Source organism: Actinopolymorpha sp. B11F2, from assembly GCF_040195635.1.
Lineage (GTDB): Bacteria > Actinomycetota > Actinomycetes > Propionibacteriales > Actinopolymorphaceae > Thermasporomyces.
Window position 1 is genome coordinate 238,721 of sequence record NZ_JBEFTX010000009.1, and the last position, 23,115, is coordinate 261,835.

21 protein-coding genes and 2 pseudogenes are annotated in these 23,115 nt (G+C 69.7%); 12 read left to right on the forward strand and 11 right to left on the reverse strand.

Translation table 11 applies throughout. The annotated features are described in order from the left end of the window. Nucleotides 1-26 precede the first annotated feature (26 nt). Both ABN034_RS18430 and ABN034_RS18435 read left to right on the forward strand, forming a co-directional pair. Nucleotides 27-539, forward strand: a complete 513-nt coding sequence (locus tag ABN034_RS18430; RefSeq protein ID WP_349692206.1) for a DUF1203 domain-containing protein — start codon at nucleotides 27-29, stop codon at nucleotides 537-539. A gap of 4 nt (nucleotides 540-543) precedes the next feature. Beyond that, nucleotides 544-1,509: a hypothetical protein gene (locus ABN034_RS18435; protein ID WP_349692207.1), complete on the forward strand. Its 966-nt coding sequence runs from the start codon at nucleotides 544-546 to the stop codon at nucleotides 1,507-1,509. A 9-nt stretch (nucleotides 1,510-1,518) separates the two neighbouring features. Here the strand turns inward: ABN034_RS18435 and ABN034_RS18440 are convergent, their stop codons facing one another. Then, nucleotides 1,519-2,406 (reverse strand): UTP--glucose-1-phosphate uridylyltransferase, encoded by an 888-nt coding sequence (locus ABN034_RS18440; protein WP_349692208.1) that lies wholly within the window; start codon nucleotides 2,404-2,406, stop codon nucleotides 1,519-1,521. A 336-nt stretch (nucleotides 2,407-2,742) separates the two neighbouring features. Next, nucleotides 2,743-3,666, reverse strand: coding sequence for a glycosyltransferase family 2 protein (locus ABN034_RS18445; protein ID WP_349692209.1), 924 nt, complete (start codon nucleotides 3,664-3,666; stop codon nucleotides 2,743-2,745). A 132-nt stretch (nucleotides 3,667-3,798) separates the two neighbouring features. Here ABN034_RS18445 and ABN034_RS18450 point away from each other — a divergent pair, with 132 nt between their 5' ends. From ABN034_RS18450 to ABN034_RS18490, 9 genes and pseudogenes are all read left to right on the forward strand, one after another. Further along, nucleotides 3,799-4,179: a VOC family protein gene (locus ABN034_RS18450; protein ID WP_349692210.1), complete on the forward strand. Its 381-nt coding sequence runs from the start codon at nucleotides 3,799-3,801 to the stop codon at nucleotides 4,177-4,179. An 86-nt stretch (nucleotides 4,180-4,265) separates the two neighbouring features. Continuing rightward, nucleotides 4,266-4,640 (forward strand): ArsR/SmtB family transcription factor, encoded by a 375-nt coding sequence (locus ABN034_RS18455; RefSeq protein WP_349692211.1) that lies wholly within the window; start codon nucleotides 4,266-4,268, stop codon nucleotides 4,638-4,640. Further along, a complete protein-coding gene (locus ABN034_RS18460; RefSeq protein WP_349692212.1) occupies nucleotides 4,637-5,575 on the forward strand; it encodes an SRPBCC family protein in 939 nt (312 codons plus the stop codon). The genes ABN034_RS18455 and ABN034_RS18460 overlap by 4 nt, the downstream gene beginning before the upstream one ends. A 64-nt stretch (nucleotides 5,576-5,639) precedes the next feature. After that, nucleotides 5,640-6,143, forward strand: coding sequence for an SRPBCC family protein (locus ABN034_RS18465; protein ID WP_349692213.1), 504 nt, complete (start codon nucleotides 5,640-5,642; stop codon nucleotides 6,141-6,143). Nucleotides 6,144-6,218: 75 nt separating this feature from the next. Next, complete coding sequence (locus ABN034_RS18470) at nucleotides 6,219-7,244, forward strand: ATP-binding cassette domain-containing protein (RefSeq protein WP_349692214.1); 1,026 nt, start codon at nucleotides 6,219-6,221, stop codon at nucleotides 7,242-7,244. Next, nucleotides 7,241-8,089 (forward strand): ABC transporter permease, encoded by an 849-nt coding sequence (locus ABN034_RS18475; RefSeq protein WP_349692215.1) that lies wholly within the window; start codon nucleotides 7,241-7,243, stop codon nucleotides 8,087-8,089. Before ABN034_RS18470 ends, ABN034_RS18475 begins: the two co-directional genes overlap by 4 nt. Before the next feature lie 80 nt (nucleotides 8,090-8,169). After that, nucleotides 8,170-8,667 (forward strand): annotated as a pseudogene (locus tag ABN034_RS18480) (mycothiol transferase). A 146-nt stretch (nucleotides 8,668-8,813) separates the two neighbouring features. Continuing rightward, complete coding sequence (locus tag ABN034_RS18485; protein ID WP_349692216.1) at nucleotides 8,814-9,839, forward strand: Gfo/Idh/MocA family protein; 1,026 nt, start codon at nucleotides 8,814-8,816, stop codon at nucleotides 9,837-9,839. Nucleotides 9,840-9,877: 38 nt separating this feature from the next. Further along, on the forward strand, nucleotides 9,878-11,461 hold the full coding sequence (locus ABN034_RS18490; RefSeq protein WP_349692217.1) for a DUF4832 domain-containing protein: 1,584 nt from the start codon (nucleotides 9,878-9,880) through the stop codon (nucleotides 11,459-11,461). Between the two features lie 252 nt (nucleotides 11,462-11,713). On the opposite strand, the gene ABN034_RS18495 is transcribed toward ABN034_RS18490, so the two are convergent. Next, entirely contained in the window at nucleotides 11,714-12,673 is a 960-nt protein-coding gene (locus ABN034_RS18495; RefSeq protein ID WP_349692218.1) for a hypothetical protein, read from the reverse strand. Nucleotides 12,674-13,077: 404 nt separating this feature from the next. Here ABN034_RS18495 and ABN034_RS18500 point away from each other — a divergent pair, with 404 nt between their 5' ends. Then, complete coding sequence (locus tag ABN034_RS18500; protein ID WP_349692219.1) at nucleotides 13,078-14,118, forward strand: GNAT family N-acetyltransferase; 1,041 nt, start codon at nucleotides 13,078-13,080, stop codon at nucleotides 14,116-14,118. 69 nt (nucleotides 14,119-14,187) lie between these two features. Here ABN034_RS18500 and ABN034_RS18505 read toward each other — a convergent pair whose 3' ends face one another. From ABN034_RS18505 to ABN034_RS18540, 8 genes and pseudogenes are all read right to left on the reverse strand, one after another. Next, nucleotides 14,188-15,273, reverse strand: a complete 1,086-nt coding sequence (locus ABN034_RS18505) for a Gfo/Idh/MocA family protein (RefSeq protein WP_349692220.1) — start codon at nucleotides 15,271-15,273, stop codon at nucleotides 14,188-14,190. A 103-nt stretch (nucleotides 15,274-15,376) separates the two neighbouring features. Next, a complete protein-coding gene (locus tag ABN034_RS18510; protein WP_349692221.1) occupies nucleotides 15,377-15,943 on the reverse strand; it encodes a GNAT family N-acetyltransferase in 567 nt (188 codons plus the stop codon). Between the two features lie 34 nt (nucleotides 15,944-15,977). Next, the gene (locus ABN034_RS18515; RefSeq protein ID WP_349692222.1) at nucleotides 15,978-17,387 is read right to left on the reverse strand and encodes a sugar porter family MFS transporter; all 1,410 of its coding nucleotides are present in this window, start codon (nucleotides 17,385-17,387) and stop codon (nucleotides 15,978-15,980) included. A 103-nt stretch (nucleotides 17,388-17,490) separates the two neighbouring features. Beyond that, nucleotides 17,491-18,423, reverse strand: coding sequence for an NAD(P)-dependent oxidoreductase (locus tag ABN034_RS18520; RefSeq protein ID WP_349692223.1), 933 nt, complete (start codon nucleotides 18,421-18,423; stop codon nucleotides 17,491-17,493). 67 nt (nucleotides 18,424-18,490) lie between these two features. Next, complete coding sequence (locus ABN034_RS18525; RefSeq protein WP_349692224.1) at nucleotides 18,491-19,984, reverse strand: four-carbon acid sugar kinase family protein; 1,494 nt, start codon at nucleotides 19,982-19,984, stop codon at nucleotides 18,491-18,493. 587 nt (nucleotides 19,985-20,571) lie between these two features. Further along, nucleotides 20,572-21,384: a hypothetical protein gene (locus tag ABN034_RS18530; RefSeq protein ID WP_349692225.1), complete on the reverse strand. Its 813-nt coding sequence runs from the start codon at nucleotides 21,382-21,384 to the stop codon at nucleotides 20,572-20,574. Nucleotides 21,385-21,921: 537 nt separating this feature from the next. Then, nucleotides 21,922-22,371, reverse strand: a pseudogene (locus ABN034_RS18535) (Clp protease N-terminal domain-containing protein); the annotation flags it as partial. Nucleotides 22,372-22,874: 503 nt separating this feature from the next. Then, on the reverse strand, nucleotides 22,875-23,102 hold the full coding sequence (locus tag ABN034_RS18540; RefSeq protein WP_349330625.1) for a ribbon-helix-helix protein, CopG family: 228 nt from the start codon (nucleotides 23,100-23,102) through the stop codon (nucleotides 22,875-22,877). Nucleotides 23,103-23,115: the final 13 nt, after the last annotated feature.

A 23,115-nucleotide genomic window follows, 5' to 3' on the forward strand; every position in this document is an offset into this window, starting at 1 on the left:
CGGCACCAGCCCGCCACGCTGGTGAGATGCAACCAACCTCCCGTTATGACTACCGCGCCATCGATCCGGACGTCCTCGGCCAGATCCGGGTGAGTGACGACGCCGGTCGGCCGCCGAGGCTGCTGGTGGATGAGAGCGGCAACAATCCGTTGCGGTGTTGCCTGGGCCGCAGCCGACCCGGCGAGGAGATCGCGCTCGTGTCGTACGCGCCTCTCCGCCGGTGGGCGGCCGAGACCGGAGCCGAACCAGGGCCGTACGACGAGACCGGCCCCGTCTTCATCCATCCCGTGCCGTGCGCAGGACCGAGCCAGTCGGGTTACCCGGTGGCGATGGGCGGTGAACGCCGGGTCTTCCGGGCGTACTCCCCCGACGGTCGGATCCTCGGCGGTCAGATCCTGGACGACCACACCTCCGAGCAGGTCGAGCTTGCCGAGGAAGCTCTCGACAAGCTCTTCGCCGACCCGGACGTCGCGGTCGTGCACGTCCGGGCGGTGGAGTTCGGTTGCTTCGACTTCGAGGTACGCCGTCCGCCAGGATGAGGGAATGGCCACCAAACTGATCGAGCGGATCGAACGTGCGGCGGGGATCCCGGGCCTGGTCGAGGTCCTCGCCGACCGGCTCAGCCCGACAGACCTCTCGTCGCTGCTCCTGGAGGTCCACCGCCGCCGGGTCGAGCGGATCGCCCCGGCGAAGGTGCTGGGGCAGTACGAAACCAACCGGTTCGTCCGCCCTACCGGCATCGATCCTGCGGCCCTGGCGGACTTCGACCGGCTGGCGTTCGAGTCGCTGCGTTCGGCGGGCTACGAGGCCATCGAGCTGTCGCCGGTGAGTCCGTTGGGCACGGTGGCCGCGCTCGCGACGGTGGACCAGAACAACGTGCTCACGACCAGTCGTACGACCGAGGTCGTTGCCGACGCCACGAACTCCCTCGCGCTCGAATGTGCCCTGCGCAGGCGTGCACTGCTCCGCTCCAGTTCTCGGGACACCTCGCGGGTGCGCCTGTGCGCGTCGCACCGACTCGTGCGGGGCCAGCTGTTCGACGGGCCCGCGAGGTGGCCGCACTTCCGGCTGCTGGCGCTGACGACCGCCGGACGGGACGAAGGGTCGTTCCGGTTCGAGACGACGAGCCTGCGCGACGAGCTGGGTGCACTGTTGTGTCTGCTGGCCCGAGCGCAGGACGCCGGCCCTGCGTTGTCGGACGTATGCCTGACGATCACCGAGTTGGCGGACGGTCTGCGTAAGCCGGTGCTGCAGGAGCAGGTCCTGACTCCGCTGGCCGAGCGGTTCCCCGACGTCACGGTCGCCTTCGACGACGAGCGGCAGGGTGGGCGGGGCTACTACATCGGCGCCTGCTTCCACCTCCACGGCACCCTTCCGGACGGGCGGCGGCTGCAGCTCGGTGACGGCGGCTTCACGTCCTGGACCGCACAACTGCTCGGCAACGCGAAGGAACGGCTGCTCATCGCGAGCCTCGGGACCGAACGCCTGTGCGCCCAGCCGGGTACGTGAACCCGCCGGTCACCGTGGGCCTGGTGCGCCTCCACCGTTGGCGAGCTTGCGAAGCTCGGGACCGTATTCGGGGTGGTCGAGCGCGGCCGCGAACTGCGCCCGCAGGTAGCCAAGCGGGTTGCCGGTGTCCCACCAGGTGCCCTCGATGACCTGTCCGAAGACGGGACTCTCCGACGCGTGGGCGTGGATGGCGCCCGACAGGTAGATCTCGCCGTCGGGATTGTCGCGGTGCCGCTCGACCTGGCTTTCGAGCTCGGCAACGATGCCGGGCGTGACGACGTATCCGCCGATGGCGGCGTAGTTCGACGGCGCTTCCTCGGGCGCTGGCTTCTCGATGATGCCCGAGATCCGCAGCAGACCCGCGCCGAGCTCGTCGTCGACGATGGGTACGCCGTAGCGGCGGGACTCGTGCGGCTCCATCGGCATCAGGCCCAGGACCGGTGCGCGGGTCCGTTCGTACGCCGCGATCAGTTGCTGGGCACGCGGGACGGCCGCGGTGAACACGTCGTCGGCCCACAACACCATGAAGGGTTCGTCGCCGACGATGCGGGCGGCGTTGAGCACCGGCGTGCCGTTGCCGTAGGGGCCGTGCTGGTAGAGGTAGGTGATGCGGGCCATCGAGGTCACGGCGTGCAGCGTGTCGGCGAGATCGGACTTGCCGTCGGAACGCAGGCGTACGTCGAGGTCCTCGTCGGGCGCGAAATGTTGGTGGATCAGCGCCTTGCGGCTCGACGTGACGATGATGATGTCGTCGATGCCGGAAGCGACGAGTTCCTCGATGGTGTGTTGCAGAACTGGCTTGTCGAGGATGGGCAGCATCTCCTTGGGCAGCGCCTTGGTCAGGGGAAGCAGCCGGGTGCCCAACCCGGCAACGGGGATGACTGCCTTGCGAACCATCTGTGGCGTCCTTCTCCTCTGTCGATGGCGGTCGTTTCGCCGTTTCGAGCCGACTCGACGACGCTACCGTCTCGGGATGAGGGGAGCCGGCAAAGTGACCGAATGCCCGTGTCCGTTGACGATGGGCGCGGCTTTGGACCCTCACCACTGTTGGGCTGGCCGACCTCGAGGGACCCGCGATCGGACGGTGGGAGGAGGGGGTGCACTACCGCACGCTGTGCCGGTTGCCCGACTACGCCGGCCCCGCCACGGCAGAAGCCACAGCACGCGAGGAGGCTGTCAGACCGCTGGCTGCCTGACACTGGGCGCCTGCTCTGGCTGTCAGATGGCTGGCTGTCAGACAACCGGTGGGCGGCCGAGCCGGGTCATGCGCCAGACGGTCCGCCACCTCATCGGCCGCCTGACGCCGGAGAAGCTCCGCCAGCCGTCGACGAAGCCGGCGCACCACTGCCGAAGCCCCGCCCACGGCGGCCGCCGGAGAAGCGTCACGACGATCCAGGTGCCGAGGTAGATCGGGACGAGGACGGCCGGCAGATGGCGCCGGGCCAGCCAGACCCGGTTGCGCGCGGTCAGCCGGTAGTAGGTCGACCCGTGCCGGGCCGGTGAGGTCTTCGGGTGCTGGAGCACGATGTCGGGCCGGTAGTCGATCCGCCAGCCGGCGTCGAGGGCGCGCCACGCGACGTCGGTCTCCTCGTGCGCCCAGTAGAACTCCTCCGGCCAGGTGCCGGTCTGGTCGACGACGGCCATCCGGATCGCGTTGCCGCCGCCGAGGAACGTGGTCACCTCCGATGCCCGCTGCGGATCTCGCGCCCGCAACCGTGGCACGTGGCGGCGCTGTGTCGTGCCCTGCTCGTCGGCGATCCGAAACCCCACGATCCCCAGCACAGGATCGCGGGCGAACGCCTCGCGCAGCTTCTCGGCCGTGCGGGCATCGAGCAGAAGGCCGTCGTCGTCGAGGTACATCACGACATCGACGTCGCCGTGCGTCCGCAGTGCGGCGAGTCCGATGTTGCGTCCCGCGAGCAGGCCGAGGTTCTCCGGTAGCTCGATCGCCTCGACGCCTGGCGGCATGCTGGGCAGGGGCGTGCCGTTTCCGACGACGACGGTCCGCACCGGCGGACCTTCCTGCGTACGCACCGAGTGGAGGAGGGCCGACAGCTCCGCCGGCCGCGTACCCATGGTCACGATGACCGCGGCGATCCTCGGCACGGCAGCATCGACCGGGCGGGCCGAGTCCTGCAGCTGGCCGTGGACCACCACTGGACCTCCTCGCGCGGCACGACAGCACCGTGACCGGGACATGAAGGGGACGGAACTGGATCGTAACCGACCGGGGTGGGAACTCCCCGCACCCCGGAGCGCGCCCGACGCCGTCGTTACAGAATGGCGAGCATGCTGAGGAAGATCGACTGCGTCATGGTCCGCGTCGAGGACGTGAGCGCCGCGGCCGACTACTACGTCGGGGTCATGGGGCTGCGGCGGCTCTGGTCCGACGCCGACGGTGGGCACCAGACCGTCGGCCTCGGCTTTCCCGAGACCGACGCCGAACTCGTCCTGCACGACGACCCAGGCGTGCCGGGGCCGCTGAACGTCCACTACCTCGTCGATGACGTACGCCTCGCCTGCGACGAGCTCGTCCGGCAGGGGTGTGCACTGCGCGTCGCACCGTTCGAGATCAGGATCGGCTGGTGCGCGCTGCTCGACGATCCGTTCGGGACGCAGCTCTGCATCCTCGACATGTCCAAGGGACCCCGGCCGGTGGCCGACGCGTAGGCGTACAAGCAGGCGGGCGCACCCTCGAACGACGACCGCCGTACGTAGCTAGCTAGCTATATAACTGTCGTGGTATGTTCGTCGTCATGTCTGCGCCGTTCGACGTTCTCGCCGAGCCAACCCGGCGGCGGATCCTCGACCTCTTGCTCGAGCGTCCCCGGTTGGTGGGTGAACTCACCGGCCAGCTCGGGCTCTCCCAGCCCGGAACCTCCAAGCACCTGCGGGTCCTGCGCGAGGCGGGGCTGGTCCGGGTCCGTCCGGACGCCCAACGCCGGTGGTACGAACTGCGGCCCGAGCCCCTGGTCGAGCTCGATGCCTGGCTCGCGCCGTACCGGCGGCTGTGGGCCGACAGCCTCGACGCTCTCGAACGCCACCTCGACACGATGCCCGACGCACCCGTGCCACCCCAGGCACGCGACGACGATGTTCCAGGATCGCAGCAGAAGAAGGACCTCTCATGAACGAAACGCTCCTCACCGTCGACGGCCGACCGATGCTGCGGATCGAACGCCGCCTCGCCCATCCGCCGGAGAAGGTCTGGCGGGCGGTCACCGAACCTGCCGAGCTGAGCCAGTGGTTCCCCGCGACCGTGGAGATGGAGCTCGAAGTCGGAGCGAAGGTCAGCTTCGACATGGGCGACGGAGAAGGGCCCAGCGTCGACGGCACCATCGTCGAGCTCGACCGACCACGCGTCTTCGCGTTCACCTGGGTCGACGACCTGCTGCGCTGGGAGCTGCGCCCGCACGACGACGGGTGCCTGCTGGTCTTCACCCACACGTTCGACGACCGCTTTGGCGCGGCGAGCTTCGCCTCCGGGTGGCGGCAGTGCCTCGATGCCTTGGACCTGGTGGTCGCTGGCCAGCCGGTACGACACGAGCGGCCGTCGGCGGAGCTGCACGACAGTCTCGTCACGGCGTTCGGGCTGGACGAGGGCACGGTCGAGGCCACACCCGATGGCTGGCGGCTCCGGTTCGAACGCCAGCTCACCCAGCCGGCCGAGTCGGTCTGGAAGCTGCTCGTCAGCGACGAGGCAGACGCCTTGGCGGTGGGCGGTGCGGTACCTGCCGGGTTCACGGTGGCGGACGTCCGTCCCGGCGCTGTCACCGCGGTGGAGCGCCCGACGATGCTGGAGTACAGCTGGTACGTCGACGGCGACGACGCACCCGCGGACACCACCGGACCTTCCGGTGCGGCTGGGCCTGTAGGCGTGGCTGAGCCTTCAGACGTTGCCGGGACCGTCCGGTGGGAGCTGACCACCGGGACCGGACACGGCGCCCGGCTGATCCTCTCCCAGACCGGGTCGGACGGCGCGGCCGCGGCGCGGTCCCGCGCGCTCGCCGCCTGGCGCTCGCGCATCGACCGGCTCGCCGCCCAGTTACGCGGCATGGCCGACTGAGCCGAGGCCCGCCCGCCGCGCCTGTCCCCTCGACGACGTACGGACTGGAAGGACCCCGATCACCATGCTGGGCACGTTGGCGACCACCGACGACGGAAGGTACGCACTGCGCTTCGAACGCCGCTATGCCCACCCACCCGAGAAGGTGTGGCGGGCGATCACCGAGGCCGAACACCTGCGCGCGTGGTTCCCGGCGGTGGTCGACTTCGATCTGAGACCGGGCGCGACGCTCCGGTTCCTGCCCACCGCCGAGCAGGTACGCAGGTACGGCATGACCGAGGAGCAGGCTGCGACCGGCGAGATCACCCGGGTCGATCCGCCCCACCTGCTGGAGTACACCTGGGACACGGAGGTCCTGCGCTGGGAGCTGACCGCCGACGGTGTGGGCGGATGCGGCCTGGTGTTCACCAACGTCTTCGACGATCGCGCCATGGCGGCGCCCGCGGCGGCCGGGTGGCACGCCGGGCTGGAGGTCGTCGCTGCCCAGCTCGACGGGCGGGAGATCGACTGGTCGTCGTGGGAGCGCGCGGATGCGCTCACCGGCGAGTATGTCGGCAGCATCGATTAGTGTTCCGAACGCCTGGCCAGAGTTCACTCTGGGCGCGGCACGGGCGCCCGATCCGGGCGTGTCGCAAGGAGAGACATGAACGCAGCACCGCCCGAACTCGCCATCGAGGCGTCCGGGCTCGTCAAGGTTTTCGGTGAGACCCGGGCGGTCGACGGCGTGGATCTCGCCGTCCCCCCTGGTGGGGTCTACGGCTTCCTCGGTCCGAACGGCGCCGGCAAGACCACGACCATCCGGATGCTCGCCACCCTGATCCCGCCCGACGGCGGCACCGCGCGGGTCCTCGGCCACGACGTCGTGCGCGAAGCCGATGATGTCCGCAGCCGGGTCAGCCTGACTGGACAGTTCGCCTCGGTCGACGAGGATCTCACCGGCATGGAGAACCTCATCCTGCTCGCGCGCCTGCTGGGCTATCCGCGGCCGCGCGCGAGGGCGCGGGCGAGCGAGCTGCTCGAGGCGTTCGGACTCGCCGAGTCGGCCGGCAAGCAGGTGAAGACCTACTCCGGCGGCATGCGGCGCCGGCTCGACGTCGCGGCCAGCATCGTCATCACACCCGACCTGATCTTCCTCGACGAACCGACCACCGGCCTCGACCCACGCAGCCGCAACCAGGTGTGGGACATCGTGCGGGCGCTCGTGGCCGAAGGCACGACCGTGCTGCTGACGACGCAGTACCTCGACGAGGCCGACAAACTCGCCGACCGGATCGCCGTCATCGACCACGGCAAGATCATCGCGGAGGGCACGAGTGGCGAGCTGAAGGCGTCGGTCGGTGCGGGAGCGGTCCACGTGCGACTGCTCGACCCCTCCCAGCGACCCGAGGCGGAGCGGCTGCTGTCGGCCGCACTCGGCGTCCAAGCCCACCTGGAGTCCGACCCTTCCGCACTGTCGGCGCGGGTCGGCACAGGTGCAGACGGAAACGAAGCGGGCGAGCGGGTCGCACAGGCCCTCGCCGAGTTGTCCCGGTCGGGTGTGGCGGTCGGACACTTCTCGCTCGGCCAGCCCAGCCTCGACGAGGTGTTCCTGGCCCTGACCGGCCATCCGGCCGAACCGGGCGAGGCTGACAGGCAACCCGCGGGGGCTGCCGAGGGAGACGCCGCATGAGTACGCCGACCGCACCCGCGTCCTCCGAGCTCGCCGATGCCGGCGCCGCTCTTCGTACCGCTCTGTCCTCGGGGAGTCGCCCGCCACGGCCGCACCCGGTGTCGGTCTCGCTGACGTTCGGCTGGCGTGCCCTGCTGAAGATCAAGCATGTGCCTGAGCAGCTCTTCGACGTCACCGCTTTCCCGGTCATGCTCACGCTGATGTTCACGTATCTGTTCGGCGGGGCGCTGGCCGGTTCGACCGACGCCTACCTGCAGTACTTCCTGCCCGGCATCCTCGTGCAGACGGTCACCATGATCACGATGTACACCGGCGTCGCGCTGAACACCGACATCTCCAAGGGGGTGTTCGACCGGTTCCGCTCGCTGCCGATCTGGCGGCCCGCCGCATTGGTCGGCGCCCTCCTGGGCGACGTGGTGCGCTACTCCCTCGCGTCGATCGTCGTCGTCGTGCTCGGCGTCGTCATGGGGTTCCGGCCGGGAGCGGGGCTCACCGGTGTCGTGCTGGCGGTGCTGCTCCTGTTGGTGTTCTCGTTCAGCCTCGCCTGGGTGTGGGCCGCGCTCGGCCTCATCCTGCGCACCCCGAACTCCGTGATGGGCTGGAGCATGATGGTGCTGTTCCCGTTGACGTTCGGGAGCAACATCTTCGTCGATCCGCGGACCATGCCGGGATGGCTGCAGGCGTTCGTCGACGTGAACCCGATCAGCCATCTGGCGACGGCGACCCGTGGGCTCATGCACGGGACCGTGACGACCGGCCAGCTCGGCTGGGTGTTCCTCGCCTGCGTGCTGCTGGTCGCGGTCTTCGGACCGATCACCATGCGGCTCTACCGGACGAAGAGCTAGGGACTAGCCCCGCTGGTCGAAGGTCGCGGTCGACGGCGACGAGGCGCCACCAGTCCGAAGTCGGGACTAGGGTGACGCGGGTGGAGAGAGCGTCCGAACCCGGCGACGTCGCCGAGCGCGACCTGCTGGTCGGCTGGTTGGCGTTTCACCGGGACGCGTTGGCCGCCAAGTGCGAGGGTCTCGGCGACGGCGACCTGGTGATCGCGTCCGCGCCGCCATCGGACCTTTCGCTGCTCGGCCTTGTCCGCCACATGATCGAGATGGAGCACGCGTATCTCGCCTTCGCGCTCAGCGCCGACGACGGGCAATTTCGACTCCTCTACTGCACGGACGACGCGCCGGACGGTGACATCGTCGGCCTCACCCCGGCGATGACACGGCCGTCCCTCGACCGATGGCACGAGGAGCGCCGACGCGTCGACGCTCTCCTCGCCGGTGTCGCATCGCTCGACGCGACGAGTCCCGGCAATGGCCGCGCGGTGCGGTAGAACCTGCTCAAGGTGATCCAGGAGTACGCCCGCCACAACGGCCATGCCGACCTCATCCGGGACCGCATCGACGGCACGACCGGCGAGTGAGCTATCCCCTCGTGGCGGTACCGAAACTCGGCAGCGCCGCGTCCTTGGCGGACAATGACGTGCACGAGAGCCGGCACGCCTGCTGCGCCGAAGGATGAGCCTGCTCGCGGCTGGCCGGCGTCGGCGGAACGTGCTTCGATGCGTACGTGCTCGACATCGGTGTGGTGGGCGCGGGCCTGCGCGGGCGGCTGTTCGCCCGCGCGCTGCGCCAGATTCCGGACGTACGTATCGTCGCGGTTGCCGACGCGAACTCGGCGGCGGGTGAGGCGTTCGCGGCGGAGTTCGGGGCCGCGGCCCATCCGGATCACCGGGCCCTGCTCGCCGCGTCGCCCGGTCTCGCGGGGCTCGTCGTGGCGACACCCGACTTCGCCCACCGCGACGCCGCCGTCGATGCGGCCCGCACGGGCGTCGGCCTGCTGATCGAGAAGCCGCTCGCCACCGACGTCGCCGAGGCCGAGCAGATCCACGAGGCTGTGCAGCAATCGGGTACCAAGGCCATGGTGGCCTTCGAGAACCGCTGGAACCCCCGCTTCGTCCTCACCCGCCACCAGGTGAGGTCCGGCGCTGTCGGCGACGTGCTGTTCCAGTGCGCGCACCTCAACGACACCACGTTCGTACCGCGGACGATGCTGTCGTGGGCGGCACGCACCACCCCCGGATGGTTCCTGATGCCGCACACCGTCGACCTTGCGCTGTGGCTGTCGGGCAAGAGGCCGAAGACGGTCTACGCCACCGGCCTGCGCAGGGTGATGGCGGCGTCCGGGATCGACACGTACGACGGAATCCACGCCCTGGTGACGTTCACCGACGACACCACGCTCACGCTCCAGTCGCACTGGATGCTGCCCGAGTCCTATCCCAGCGTTTTCGACTTCCGGTACGAACTCGTCGGCGAGCGAGCGGCGCTGCAGATCGACGGCGCCGACGAGGGTGTGTCCATGGCCGGCCCCCGCTACCAGTGGCTGCACCACGCCACACTGGAGGATGATGGCCGCGTCATCGGCGTCGCCGCTGAGATCGCCCGCAGTTTCGTCGACCTGCTGACCGGTGCGCGCCGGCCGGACGACGTACCCACAGTTGCCGAGGCGGTCGTCGTGACGACCGTCGTGGCCGCGATCCACCAGAGCATCGAGGCGGGGGTACCAGTTCAGCTCGGATCCGCCGCCGGGTGAGGACGTCACCTGCAGCGGGTAGGGGAAGGGAGCCCGTCATGAGGAAGCTGCTCGCCGTTCCGGCGGTGCTCTGCGGGGTGGCCATGGTTTGTGCGTCGATCGCACCAGCCGCCACGGCCGCGCAGGTGGCGCTCGACGCCTCCGCCCCGAAGGGGAGTGCCGACAACCGCGTCGTGCGTGCGTACGAACCCAGCGACGCCAACCTGGCCAACCCCGAACGCGGCTTCTACCACCACACCGAAACCCACTACCGCGCCGACGGGTCCGGCTACGTGCCTCTCGACGGCGCACGCCTCGCCACCTGGCGGCAGGACGAACAGATCACCCAGATCCTGCGGGTGATCTACCTGGAGAAGTTCGCGGACGTGGACACGCTCGACCGGGCCTACCTCGACCTGCTCCGCGCCGACTTCGCCACCGCACGTGACGCGGGCGTCAAGGTGATCGTGCGTTTCGCGTACGCCCAGCCGAAGGATGACTGGCCCTACCAACCGCCGTACGGCGACGCGCCGAAGGCACGGGTCCTGTCGCACATCGCTCAGCTCACGCCTGTGTTGCGCGAGAACGCCGACGTGATCGCGACCGTGCAGAGCGGGTTCATCGGCCTGTGGGGTGAGGGCTACTACACCGACCACTTCGTCGCCGACCCGACCGATCCCGGCACTGTCACCGAGGAGGACTGGGCGAACCGGCGCGACGTCTTCCTCGCGCTGCTGAAGGCGCTGCCGAAGGACCGGACGATCCAGGTGCGCACCATGCTGATGAAGCAGAAGGCACTGAGCCGGCCGAGCGGTGTGGAGGGTGCGCTGACGGCGGAGGAAGCGTTCGACGGCTCGCCCGCCGCCCGGATCGGTCACCACAACGATTGCTTCCTCGCGAGCCCGGACGACTTCGGGACGTTCCTGTCCGACCCGATCACCCTCGACCAGGACTACCTCGGGCAGGAGACGAACTTCGTCCCCATGGGCGGGGAGACCTGCAACGTCAACCCGCCGCGGTCGGAGTGGCCGAGTGCGTCGGCGGAGATGGCGCGCTACCACTACAGCTACCTCAACACCGACTACAACCGCGATGTGCTGGGCAGTTGGGGCGAGGCCGGGATCGAGGAAACCAAGCGGCGGTTGGGTTACCGGTTGGCGCTGACCGAGGGTTCGTTCACCGAGGGCGTACGACCGGGGAGGGCGTTCACTGTCGACCTGGGCTTGCGCAACGACGGCTGGGCCGCACCGTACAACCCGCGGGACGTCAAGCTCGTGCTGCAGGGTGAGCACAACACGTACGCCGTCCGGTTGGACACCGACCCCCGACAGTGGGCGGCGGGTACGACGGCCGACGTGGCGGTGAAGGCCTGCGCCGCCGTGCCGCCGGGCGAGTATCGGTTGCTGCTCGACCTGCCGGCACCCGAGCCCCGGCTGCGGTCGGACACGCCTTTGCCGGGAGTGCCGGGGATGAGCTACCACTCGGCGTACGCCATCCAGCTCGCCAACGCTGGGGTCTGGGACGCGGCGACCGGGGCGAACGACCTCGGCCACACGCTGGTGGTCGGCTGGGACCAGCCGTCGACGGGTGGCTGCAACGGCGCTCTGCTGCCGAGCCAGGTGGCGGGCGCCGGCGCACAGTGACCATGACCGCCCTGCCCAGGGTGCGAGCCGTCGCAGCCGGCGCACAGTGACCATGACCGCCCTGCCCATGGTCCGAGCCGTCGCAGCCGGTGCACGGTGACCATGACGGTCCCGCCCAGGGTCCTAGCCGTCGCAATCCCGTGATCATGAAGGAAAGCGGGCCATAGGTCGACACAACGTTCATGATCACGATCACGGGAGAGCGTCAGGCGCAGGGCGTGGGCGTGCGGCGGAAGGGCGTGGGCTGGTGGGTCAGGTCAGGGCGTCGACGACTGAACGGAGGAACGCGAGTTCGTCCTCGGTCGGGTCCTGGGTGCCGGACTGGGTGCCACCACCTGAACCCGCGCCCGCGCCGTCGGCGCCCGTCTCGGCTGCCTGGTCGGCGTTCACACCGAAGATCGAGAGCACCTGGTCTCCGACCTTGACGAACGTTCCGTCCATGGGTGAGCCGAAGTAGTACGCCTGGTCGCCGATCCCGTCAAGCGCCTGACCACCGGCCTTGCTCGCCTCGAAGTTCGTCGAGTCATCCGACGAGTCACCGCTGGTGATCGAGAGCGCCACACCTCGCGCGGTGAAGTCGCAGGCGAACTTCCGGTCGTTCGACCGCACCGATCGCTGCCCGCTGAACTCCTCGGCTCCGAGGACAGTGCCGGCGAGCTTCAGGTCGACCTTCGTACACGGCTGCTCGATCTTCTTCGGCTCGACCCGGAGCGGATCGGGCAACCGGAAGTGGGCCGTCCGTGCCAACTCGATGGCCGCCGGGACGTCCGGCTTCGCGTCCTTCGCGACGTGCAGGCGTACGACGATCGCGACCGTGCCCTGCAGCACGTGCACGTCGACCGTCTGTGGTGCCAGCCGCTGGCTGTTGTCGCGGCCGAAGACTGGTACGTAGGTCGTCTGCGTCCAGGCGTCGTCACCGAGCTGGGCGACCTCGCGCGGCTTGGCGTCGGGGTACTTCTCGAGTCCACTGCGCGGTCGCGTCTGCTGGCTCGCCTCGAAGTCCGCGGACGTCGTATCCGTGGTCACCTCGACACTTGACGTGTAGGCGCCGAGGCTGTCACCCGTCATGTACCCGCACGTCGAGCTCCACCCACGCTCGGTCTGGCGAACCGATCGCGCGGTGACCTGGTGAGACTTGGTGTCGAGGGCGTCGTCGAAGTCCTCGGGTAGCAGCAGGCGGCACTCGTCGAAGAACTTGGGCTCGGCCGGCATCTCGAAACCCGGCTCCTCTTCGCCAGGCGGCGGGGAGTTTTCCTCGGTCTGCGGCGCACCGCCGCAAGCGGCGGTGAAAGTGAGCAGGGCTGAGATCGACAGAAGTAGGTTCGCCGATCGCCGTCCCATCGTCCCCCCGAATCTGTCGAAAGCGTGACTTCGACGTGGCCTGATGCTCAGCGCCCACTGCCAGGCAGCGGCCGAGTTGCCGGCCACGCGAGCCAGGCTGATCCTAAGGTCCCGCGCGCGGGACGTCTACGCCGGAGGACCGCCACGTGAGCCGGCTCACGGACGATCCCCGCGAGCGGCAATCACGAATCCTCGCCTTGTGTGTCCCGGGAACTTTCAGGATCAACGCGTCGTCGGTGGCGGGCGGTACGGCGGTGTGGGCTAGCGTGCCGGTCATGCGCGAACCGGATTGTGTCGGCGCCTTCATCCACGACGACCACCACCGGATCTTCGTGCAGCGCAGAAGCCCCCACCGCCGCGTACTCCCCGGAATCTGGGATGTCGTCGGCGGGCACCTCGAAGCCGGCGAGACGCCCGAGCAGGCACTGGCCAGAGAGCTCAACGAAGAGACCGGCTGGAAGCTCGCCCACATCGAGGCGATGATCGCCGACTGGGAATGGGAGTGGGACGAGGTGGTACGCCGGGAGCTCGACTATCTCGTGCGGGTCACCGGCGACCTGTCCGCGCCCCGGCTGGAGGAGGGCAAACACGATGAGTACGCCTGGGTCGGCCCGGACAACCTCGACCTGATGATGGTCGGGCGTACCGACAACGACCGGCGCCTCCGCGACATCGTCGGCAAAGCGGTCCGGATGCGGCTCACCGAGCGGCTGCGGCTGGAGCCCGTCGGACTCGGGCACACCGACGATCTGGTACGCCTCCACGACGACGCCAACGTCGCCTTCTGGTACGCCGGCCGGTGGAGCGCCGACGAGGCCCGCCGCTACGCGGTCCGCATGGGCGAGGCGTGGGAGGCCGACGGCGTCTGCAAGTGGATGGCGTACGAACGGTCCGGTCGCCGCACGGGCGCCGGTGAACGGGGCGGCGACGGTGAGCTGGTGGGAAGGGGCGGTCTGTCGCGGATGGCGCCCGAGGCCGAGGTGACGCGGCGGATCGAGACGGCGCTGGGCCACCGGGGGCGAGCATGGGCGCGACAACGGCTCGAGCTCGGTTGGGCGATCCGCACGTCGGCGTCGGGACGAGGGCTTGCCACGGAGCTGGGTCGGGCCGGGCTGAGGTACGCGTTCGACACGCTGGGCGCGGACGAGGTGGTCGCTTTCACCGAACGCCACAACACCCGGTCGCGTGCGGTGATGGGACGTCTCGGCATGGAGTACGTGGGCGAGTTCCCCGGCGAGGGTCTGGTGGAAGGTGTCGAGGGGGTCCAGGAGGGCGCACCGTTCGCGCTCCACGCGATCGCGCGCTCCGGAAGATGATCTTCGATCCGGGGCCCGAACGCCTGGGGCCGGACCACCGGCGCCAGGGCACCATCAGGCTCCTCGCGGTTACTCGGTCGCCCAGGGTTGGCGGGTGGTGCGGATGACCTCACCCGTACGCACCGCCCGCTCGATCATCGTGCCGAGATAGTGGTCCTGCGACGCCTCGGGCAGCCCGTAGAAGTCTGGCCCACCCGCGACGTACTCCCCCATCTTGGCCAGGCAGGTCGCGATCGCGATCTCGTCGTCGTAGAGCCGGCCCGGCTGGAACGGATTCGTGTACACCCAGCGGTCGCCGGCCGTGATCCCGGCCAGAAAGTAGCCTTCCTGGTTCTCCCACTCGCCCTTGTTGACCCGCGTGAGCGAGTAGTCCAGCTGCGTGCACGAGGGATCCTGGATGCGGACCCGCTGGTCGAAGATCTCGCCGCGCTGGCCCCGGACCGAGAGGTGGTTCGACCGGATCCAGGAGCGGTGCTGGTTGCCGGTGAAGTCGTAGATCCCGAGCCGGTCGCCGAAGTCGAGCCAGGCCAGGTCGCGTTCGGAGGATACGAGGACGTCCTCCGTCGGCGGCCCGCTCCGGTTCGGTCCGGCCACCCAGTCGGAGACGAACCGCATCCCGCGGATCTCCGCGTCGGCAAAACCCACGCCCAGCATGACCCGCATGAGGCTGGCCGCGTGGTAGAGGTGGGAGATCGAGACGGTGGCCTGGGTGACGGGGCCAAGCCGGCCTTCGGCGATGAGCGCCAGCCGGGCCTGGTTGAGCGGGTGGAACTGGTACTGCTCGGCGACCTGCACCTTGGCGCCCGCCGTTGTCAGGTCCTCGTGGAGCCGGACGAGGCCGGCGAGGTCCGGGGCGGGTGGCGTCTCGGCGAGGGCGGGGATGGCGAGTGCCGCCAACTGCCGGAGATAGTCGGCGCAGGCGGCCGGGCTCACGGAGACGACGACGAAACTCGGTTCTTCCTGCGCCAGAAGGGATTCCAGGCTCCGATAGGTCGCGACGCCCCACTCCTGCTGCATGGCCCGCCCGCGCGCCTCGTCACGGACGACCATCCCGGCCACCCGAAACGTTTCGGGAAGGGCGCGGGCGATCCGGAGGAAGTACTGTGCCCGGAAACCTCCGCCGCCGATGATGCTGAACGTCGTGCAGGTCCCCATCCGTACGCCCTTTCCTGGCCCCACTGCCGACCCCGCCGCCCGAGAAAGCTACCGGACGCCGGTCGCAGACACCGGTCGCAGACACCGGTCGCAGACGTCGGTCTCAACCGTCGCGGAGCCCCACGCAGTCGAGGTCCCAGAACGTCTGCGAGTAGACGAACGTGCCGGTCATCTCCGGCTCGTACGACCGCAACCGGGCGACCTGGAACGCCGGCGGCGGAATTCGCAGCGACGGCGGACGAAATCCCACCGTGTCGGCTCTTTCGAAACCCCGGGGACCGTAGAAGTCCGGCGACCCCTCGAGGAAGACGAGCGGTATTCCGTGGGCCTCGGCGGCCGCGAGCGCGTGCGCGACGAGGTGCGTACCGATGCCGCGATTCTGGTGGTCAGGGAGCACCCCGAGCGGCGACAGGGTGAGCACGTCCACCAGCCGGTGGGGTGCGTCGAGCCGGCAGGCGCTCAGCAGGACGTGGCCCACGATCACGTCGTCGACGGTGGCGACGTAGGACAGCGGACCGATCGGAGCCTCGGCAGCCCGTAGCGCCTCGACGAGCCGGGGAACCACCTGGTCCCCGCCGAATGCCTGGGCGTGGACCGTGAGCACGTCCTTGCGGTCGGCGTCCCGCTCCGTCCGGATCCGCGCTGGCGACGTCGATGAGGCTGGTGTCATGACGAGTGAGGTTAGCTGCTGTCAGGACGCCAGTTCACTGCATTTCTTCCAGCTCCCGGCCCTTCGTCTCCCGGATGCGCCTCACCACGAACACCAGGGAGAGTGCCGCGAAGAACGTGTAGATGCCGTACGCGAATCCGAGGCCGATCGCCTGCAACGTCGGGAACGTCGTCGAGACGGTGAAGTTCGCCAGCCACTGTGCGGCGGCGGCGACCGCAAGGGCCTGGGCACGGATCTGGTTGGGGAACATCTCGCCGAGCAGGACCCACACCACGGGTCCCCAGCTCAGACCGAAGAACACGACATAGAGGTTCGCGGCGACCAGCGCGACCGGCGCCATGATCCCCTGCAGCACCGGTTCGCCGCCGATGACCGGAGCGGTCCCGAAGGCGAACGCCAACGTGCCCAAGGTGAGCATCATGCCCGTCGACCCGATGGTGAGCAGCGGCTTGCGCCCGAACTTGTCGATGGTCGCGATCGCGATCAAGGTGGTGAGAATGTTGGTCACTGACGTGATCACCGTGATGATCAGGGAGTCCGCCTCGCTGAACCCGACCGCCTGCCACAGGACGGACGAGTAGTAGAAGATCACGTTGATGCCGACGAACTGCTGGAACACCGACAACAGGATGCCGACCCAGACGATCGGCAGCAGGCCGAGTCGGGGGCCGCGCAGGTCCGACAGCCGCATCCTGCGATCCGCGGCGAGGGTCTGGTCGATCTCGGCGATCTTCGCCTCGACGTCACCGCCGAGGTACTTCCGGAGGACCTTTCGCGCCTCTGCGGTGCGTTCCTTCGCGACGAGGAAGCGCGGTGACTCGGGCAGGCGGGACGCGAGCGCACCGTAGGTGAGCGCCGGGACCAGCAACGACAGGAACATCCACCGCCACGCGTCGAGGCCGAGCCAGAGCTCCTCGCGGGCGCCTCCGGCCAGTGTGGCCAGTACGTAGTCGACGAGGAGGGCGACGAAGATCCCGGTCACGATCGCCAACTGCTGCAGCGAACCCAGGCGGCCGCGGATCCGGGCCGGCGAGATCTCGGCGATGTACGCCGGAGCGATCACCGAGGCGGCACCCACGCCCATCCCGCCGATGAAGCGCCACAGCGCGAGGTCCCAGATGGCGAACGCGAATCCGGAACCGAGCGCGCTCACGGCGAATAACGCCGCGGCGATCAGCATGACCCGGACCCGGCCGAGGCGGTTGGCGAGCGGACCGGCGGACCAGGCGCCCAGCGCCGACCCCAGCAGAGCCGCGGCCACCGCCAGGCCGAGGACGAACGGGTTGACGGCAAAAGTGTCACGCACCGCACCGACAGCACCGTTGATGACAGCTGTGTCATAACCGAAGAGAAAGCCGCCGAGCGCCGCCGCCGCGGCGACCGGAGCGACCCTGCCGGTCGGCCCCGCCGGTGCGCCCGGAGGTTCTGTCAGCTGCCTGGTCATGCCAGGTTCCTCCCCGTCCCGGGAGGAACGCACGCCTGAGGTGCGCCGTAGGGTACGCCGGTGGTGCCGTCCCCTTAGGCGCCGGCCCCTTCGTGCCGTCCCCTTAGGCGCCGGCCCCTTCGTGCTTGCCGCGCAGCAGTTCGATCACGGCCGAGTCGTCGAGTCGGCCGAGCCCTGCCCGACGGCCCGCGAGGTAGAGCTGTTCGGCCGTGGTGGCGAGCGGTGTCGGGTAGTCGGCCGCCCGTGCCGCGTCAGTGACGAGGCCCATGTCCTTGACGAAGATGTCCAGCGCGCTCCTGGGCTGGTCGAAAGGCCCGTGCAGCATGCGTTCGCCCCGGTCGTCGAGGATGAACGACGCCGCCGCGCCGTGCCGGATGATCTCCCAGCAAGCGCCCGCGTCGAGCCCGATCGCCTCGGCGAACGCCAACGCCTCAGCCGCGACCGCAATGTGTACGCCGCAGAGCAGCTGGTTGACCAGTTTCACCTTCTGGCCGTCTCCCGCCGTCGGACCGGCGAGGGGTGCCCGGCTGGCGAGGACGTCGAGCAGCGGTTGTACGCGGGTCACGGCGGCCTCGGGTCCGCTCACCATCGCGACGAGTTCGCCGGCCGCCGCCCGGGCGGTGCCGCCGGAGACCGGTGCGTCGACCAGCTCCACGCCGCGCTCGGCGAGCCGGTGTGCCCACGACCGCACCGCCGCGGGGCCGACCGTGGCAAGGACGAGTACGACCGAACCGGCTGCGAGTGCCGCTGCCGCGCCGCCGCCGGCCTGGCCCGTGCCCGCAACATCGCCCTCGCCGGCGCCGGCGCCGAAGAGCACGGACTCGGCCTGGTCTGGCGTCGCGACCATGATCGCCAGCACCTCCGCCCCGTCGGCCACGGCGGCGGCTGAGGTTCCGGTGCGTACGCCCGCGTCCGCGAGGGCCTCGGCGCGAGCGGGATCGATGTCGTACGCCGTCACGTGGTGCCCCGCGGCCGCCAGGCATGACGCCATCGGTGACCCCATCGCACCCAGCCCGACCCATCCGACGTCTGTCATGTGCACCTCTTCTCGTGTGGCGTCGCGCCTGTGTGGCGCGTTTCCTGCGGCTTCGCGGTTCGCGGGCTCATCTGCTCCCGCGCAGGGTGTCGACGACCTCGGCGAGCGTGTTCTCGTCGCCGACGTTGCCGGCGAAGACGACGTACGGAACCTCGATGACCTCGGGTGCGGCTCGCAGCGGCCGCCACACCGACACCATCCCGTCGAACAGTTGGCCGGCCACCTCGGCGCGGCGGATCTCCAGCGCCCGCACCGCGACGTCGTGGGACGTGATCCCGCCCTTGGCGACGTACCACGCCGGCGCGGCGGCTGCCCGCGCACCTCGTACGACGTCCACGACCGCGGCGGACACGGTACGGGCGATGTCGAGGCTGGACAGCGCGTCGTGACCGCGGCTGAGCGTACGGCTGGTGGCGAGGAGGACGTCGGCATTCTGCAACGCGGTGACCACCCGCGCGGTGACCGTGGCGACGTGGCCGTCACGACGCGTCGGGTCGATGACAGCCGCGACGTCCAGATCCACCTCTTTGAACCCCCCGCGCCCACGGGCCACCGCCACCTGTCGACTGGTCAGGCCGACATGGGAGCCGACGACCACGAGACCGTGGGACGTCGCGGTGGGATGGGTGGCGTTCGGGCCGGCCTTGCGCCCGGCATCCCGGAGTTGCGCGGATGTCAGCGGAGGTTGCGGATCGAGTCCAGTGAGCGCGCGGACGAACGACGGCGCCGTGCGGTGGAGAAACGACCGGCCGGCCGCTTCGGCGTCGAGCAGTCCGAGGACGACCACGTCGAGGTCGGCGTCCTGGAGGCAGTTGACGACGACGAACGCCCCGTCGCTCACGGCGGTCAGGACCTCGGCGACCCTGCCCGGGCCGCCCAGCCGGATGTCCTCGATGCTGAGGCTGTGCACGTCTGCCGGGCGTACTGTGCCGGCGCTCTTCTCCGCCACCCACTCGCGCAGGTTCGACGCGCTGTAGCCGAACGTCGCGTCCCGTGCGTACTCGGTCTCACCGACGGGCAGGAGCTCCCCGCCGACCCGTGCCCAGTGGACGTCGCCGGCGGTACAGCGGCCCGCGTCGAAGTAGGAGGGTACGACGAGTACGCCGTCGTAGCCACGGCCGGTCACCTCTCGGCGGGCTTCCGTCAGGGCACCGACCTCGGCCCTCAGGTGTCCGCGCAGGGTCGAGTCGCTGCGGCTGACGATCTCCACGGGTGCGCCGAGCCGCGCGGCAAGGTGGTGGAGGCTACGACCGATCGCGACGTTCAGCGTCGCCGCCTCCGGCTCGGGCATGCTGCGACTGTTGGTGAGCAGGAACGCGCAGGAGCCGGGTGCGTCGAGCGCCGAGGCGTACTCGGCGTCTTCCAGGACTGTCACCACGGCGACGCCGTGCATGTTCTGCGAGCCGGTCGGGTCGTCGTCGATGACCGCGATCCGGCGGCCGTGCTTGGCGTGTGAGGCGCGGATCCGCTGGCGGGCACCGGGCTCGATCCTTGGCGGCGGGAGGTCCGCGAAGCCGTGTGCTGCCGGGATGGTCCCGCCGGTTGACCCGCTCGCCGCCACGCCCTACGCCTCCCAGCCCGCATCGCCCGGTCTGCTCGCTTCCAGGGCAGTATGTCCCGGCGCCGGGGGTCCGGCGCCAGCATCTGTCCGCCGCCCGCCACCGTCCAGGCGCCCGCCACCGTCCAGGCGCCCGCCACCGTCCAGGCGACTGCCACCGTCCGCCGCCCGCCACCGTCCGCCGCCCGCCACCCGCCACCGTCCAGGCGACTGCCACCGTCCGCGCGCCAGGTCCACGGTCCGCGCGCCAGGTCCACGGTCCGCGCGCCAGGTCCACGGTCCAGCGCCGGCGGCCCGGTGGAGCGTCGGCGGCCGGGTAGAGCGTCGGCGGCGGTGGCGAGTGCCAGGGGAGCGTCCATGATCATGCGCGGGAAGTCGGGGGTCAGGGAAGGTCGAAAGCACCGGTTTCCTGTGCATGATCATGAAAGCGTGAGACCCCCTTGCGCGTCAGGCTGCCAGGGAACGAGGGAGGAGGTGGGTCTCCCAGCCGTGGTCGAGCTCGGCCGGGACCCCCGGATGCCCTCGCGCCACCAAGGCGTCGCGGATCCGCAGTAGCGTGAGGTGCGGCGAATGAAAGATGTCCTCCGACGTCAGCACGATGACGCTCCAGCCAAGCTCGCGGAGCAGGTCGCGGGTGGTGATGTCCCTTCGCCACTTGCCTCGGCGTTTGTGGTGGAGCTCCCCGTCGTACTCGATCGCGATGCGTTGAGCGCGATACCGCAGGTCGACTGTCGCCACCCACTGGCCGTCGTCATCAAGGACGGGCGAGCCGGGATCGGACATGGCAGCCCGGCGAGGACGATCAGCAGACGGACCCGCGTCTCCATCGGAGAGTCGACCCGCGACCGCGCCAGAGCGGCCACTTTCCGGGCGAGCACGATCCCTCGACGGCGAGTCGCCGAACCCGTGACATCGGCGAGCGCCTCCGTCGTCGTGAATCCGCGTCGCACCATTGCGTCGGCCAGGATGGTCAGGTCGACCAGCGACAGTTGGCCGGCGAGATCGAGGAACGTCCGCTCGGGCGTGGTGACCGGGAAACCATCGAAGTTCCGTGCCGGCACGGCCGACGACTGGTGAGTCACGACGCCGGAGACGCTCGGCCTGGACACGTGGCGCGGGAGGGTGACGTGCAGAGGGGGTACGCCTACGCCCGGGATCGGCAGGTGCATGACCTGCGCCGCCGTCTGGTGGCTGAACACCGCGGACTCCGGCAAGACCAGCCGGGCGGCCGCGAGTCGGAGGCCGAGCGTGTCCGGCACGTCGGCGCCGACGTAGACCGATCGAAGTACGCGGCGAAAGCGCCCGCTGCGGAGGCTTTCCGCGGACAGGCCGTGCCGCCGGGCTTCGTCGAGCCGAAACGGTTGGCCACGCAACGCGGGCGGAAGGTGGTGAGGACTGGGCATGCGGATGATCTTCACGCGGCCCACCGACACCCCGTCGCAGCGAGCAGCGCCGGGCCGTTGAAGCGTTGGGACCGGCGTCTCCATGATCATGCGCGGGATACCGGGGGTCAGGGCGGGTCGAAACCACCGGTTTCCCGCGCATGATCATGGCCGCGGCCGACCGAACCGGGTCCTGGTAGTAGTACGGGTTTGCCGGTGCAGCGTCAACCTGTGCAACGTTGGCCGGAGCGGCGTCAACCGGTGCGGCGTCAACCGGTGCGGCGTTGGCAGGTCCGGCCGGGCAACGCCCTACGCATCGGGGTTGATGTCGTGTCGGCGCAGCAGGTCCCGGAGGCGGGAGACCTCGGCGGCAAGGCGTTCCGTCTCGGCCCGGAGCCGGTCGTTGTCCTCGAGCATCGCCATGGTCTCGCGCAGGATCAGGTTCCTCCGTCCGCCGGGCTTGTCGGAACCGAGTACGGACTCGCGCACCATCTCGGCAACACTTTCCTCCCATGCCGTCTCCAACGCCGTCTCCAGGGCTGTCTCCATTTCACCGGAGGCACCGGTTCCACGGTGGGCCTCGAGACGCTCGTGGACCTTCGCGCGGGCGGCGTCGAGGCTGACGCCGAGCTTCACCAGCGCCTGCATGGCGACGCCCTCCCCTTCGCGGATCAGGCCGAGCAGAACATGTTCGGTGCCGATGTAGTTGGTGCCGAGCTGGATCGACTCGCGGAGGGCGAGCTCGAGCACCTTCTTCGCTCGTGGCGTGAACGGAATGTGCCCGCCCGGTGCGTGCTTGCCCCGCCCGACGATCTCCTCGACCTGGGCACGGACGGCTTCCGTCGTGATGCCGAGGCTCTCTAGAGCTTTGGCGGCCACGCCCTCGCCCTCGTGGGTGAGGCCCAGAAGGATGTGCTCGGTGCCGATGTAGTTGTGGTTGAGCGTCCGGGCCTCTTCCTGGGCCAGGACGGTTGCCCGCCTTGCGCGGTCGGTGAATCGCTCGAACATCGCGCCACGTCTCCCCTCGGTTGTCCGTACGGCATGAACCTGCGGATCGAACTCGCCCAGCTCGGCCGGACTCATCCTCGATTCCGTGCCCGTGCGAGGACGGCCGGTACGACGTGGCCGCAGCAGGGCGCGAAGCTGGTTGTCCACGCGGGCGATGCGCAGTTTCGTGATGTCCTCGGACGACCCTCCGGCGGCGATCGAGTCGAGGAGTCGGTTGACACCGGCGACGTCGTCGAGGTCGAGGTCCCATCCGTTCAGGGCGAGGAACTGCAGCGTCGTCGCAAGCGCGATGCGGCGGTTGCGCCGCGGGTACGGACGCCGCCGGACGAGGCCGACAAGCAGACTCGCCGCAGCGGGTACGGCGCTCCCTCCGGTGTGCGGTGCTCGCGCATCCACGAGCGTCTCTTCGACACCGTCGACGTCGGCCAGCTCGACGATCGTCTCGGACGAGCACCCGAGTACGTGTGCGGCGATGGCCAGCGCGGCCGGCAGGTCGAGGTGGATCACTCGTCGTCCTCCCGCAGCAGATCGAGCGTGCGCTGGTGCCGCGCCAGGCTCTCCTCGAGCAGGGCGGCGAAGCGCTTGTCGGTGCGGCGTTGCTGGACGAGTTCGGCGATCGCTTCGCGGGCGAGGTCGGACACCGAGCGACCTTCGACCTCGGCGATCGCCTGGAGTCGCTCGGCCAGCTCGGGATCGAGCCGGAGCAGCATGTTCTTCGTAGCCTTGACCATAGATAGCAAGATA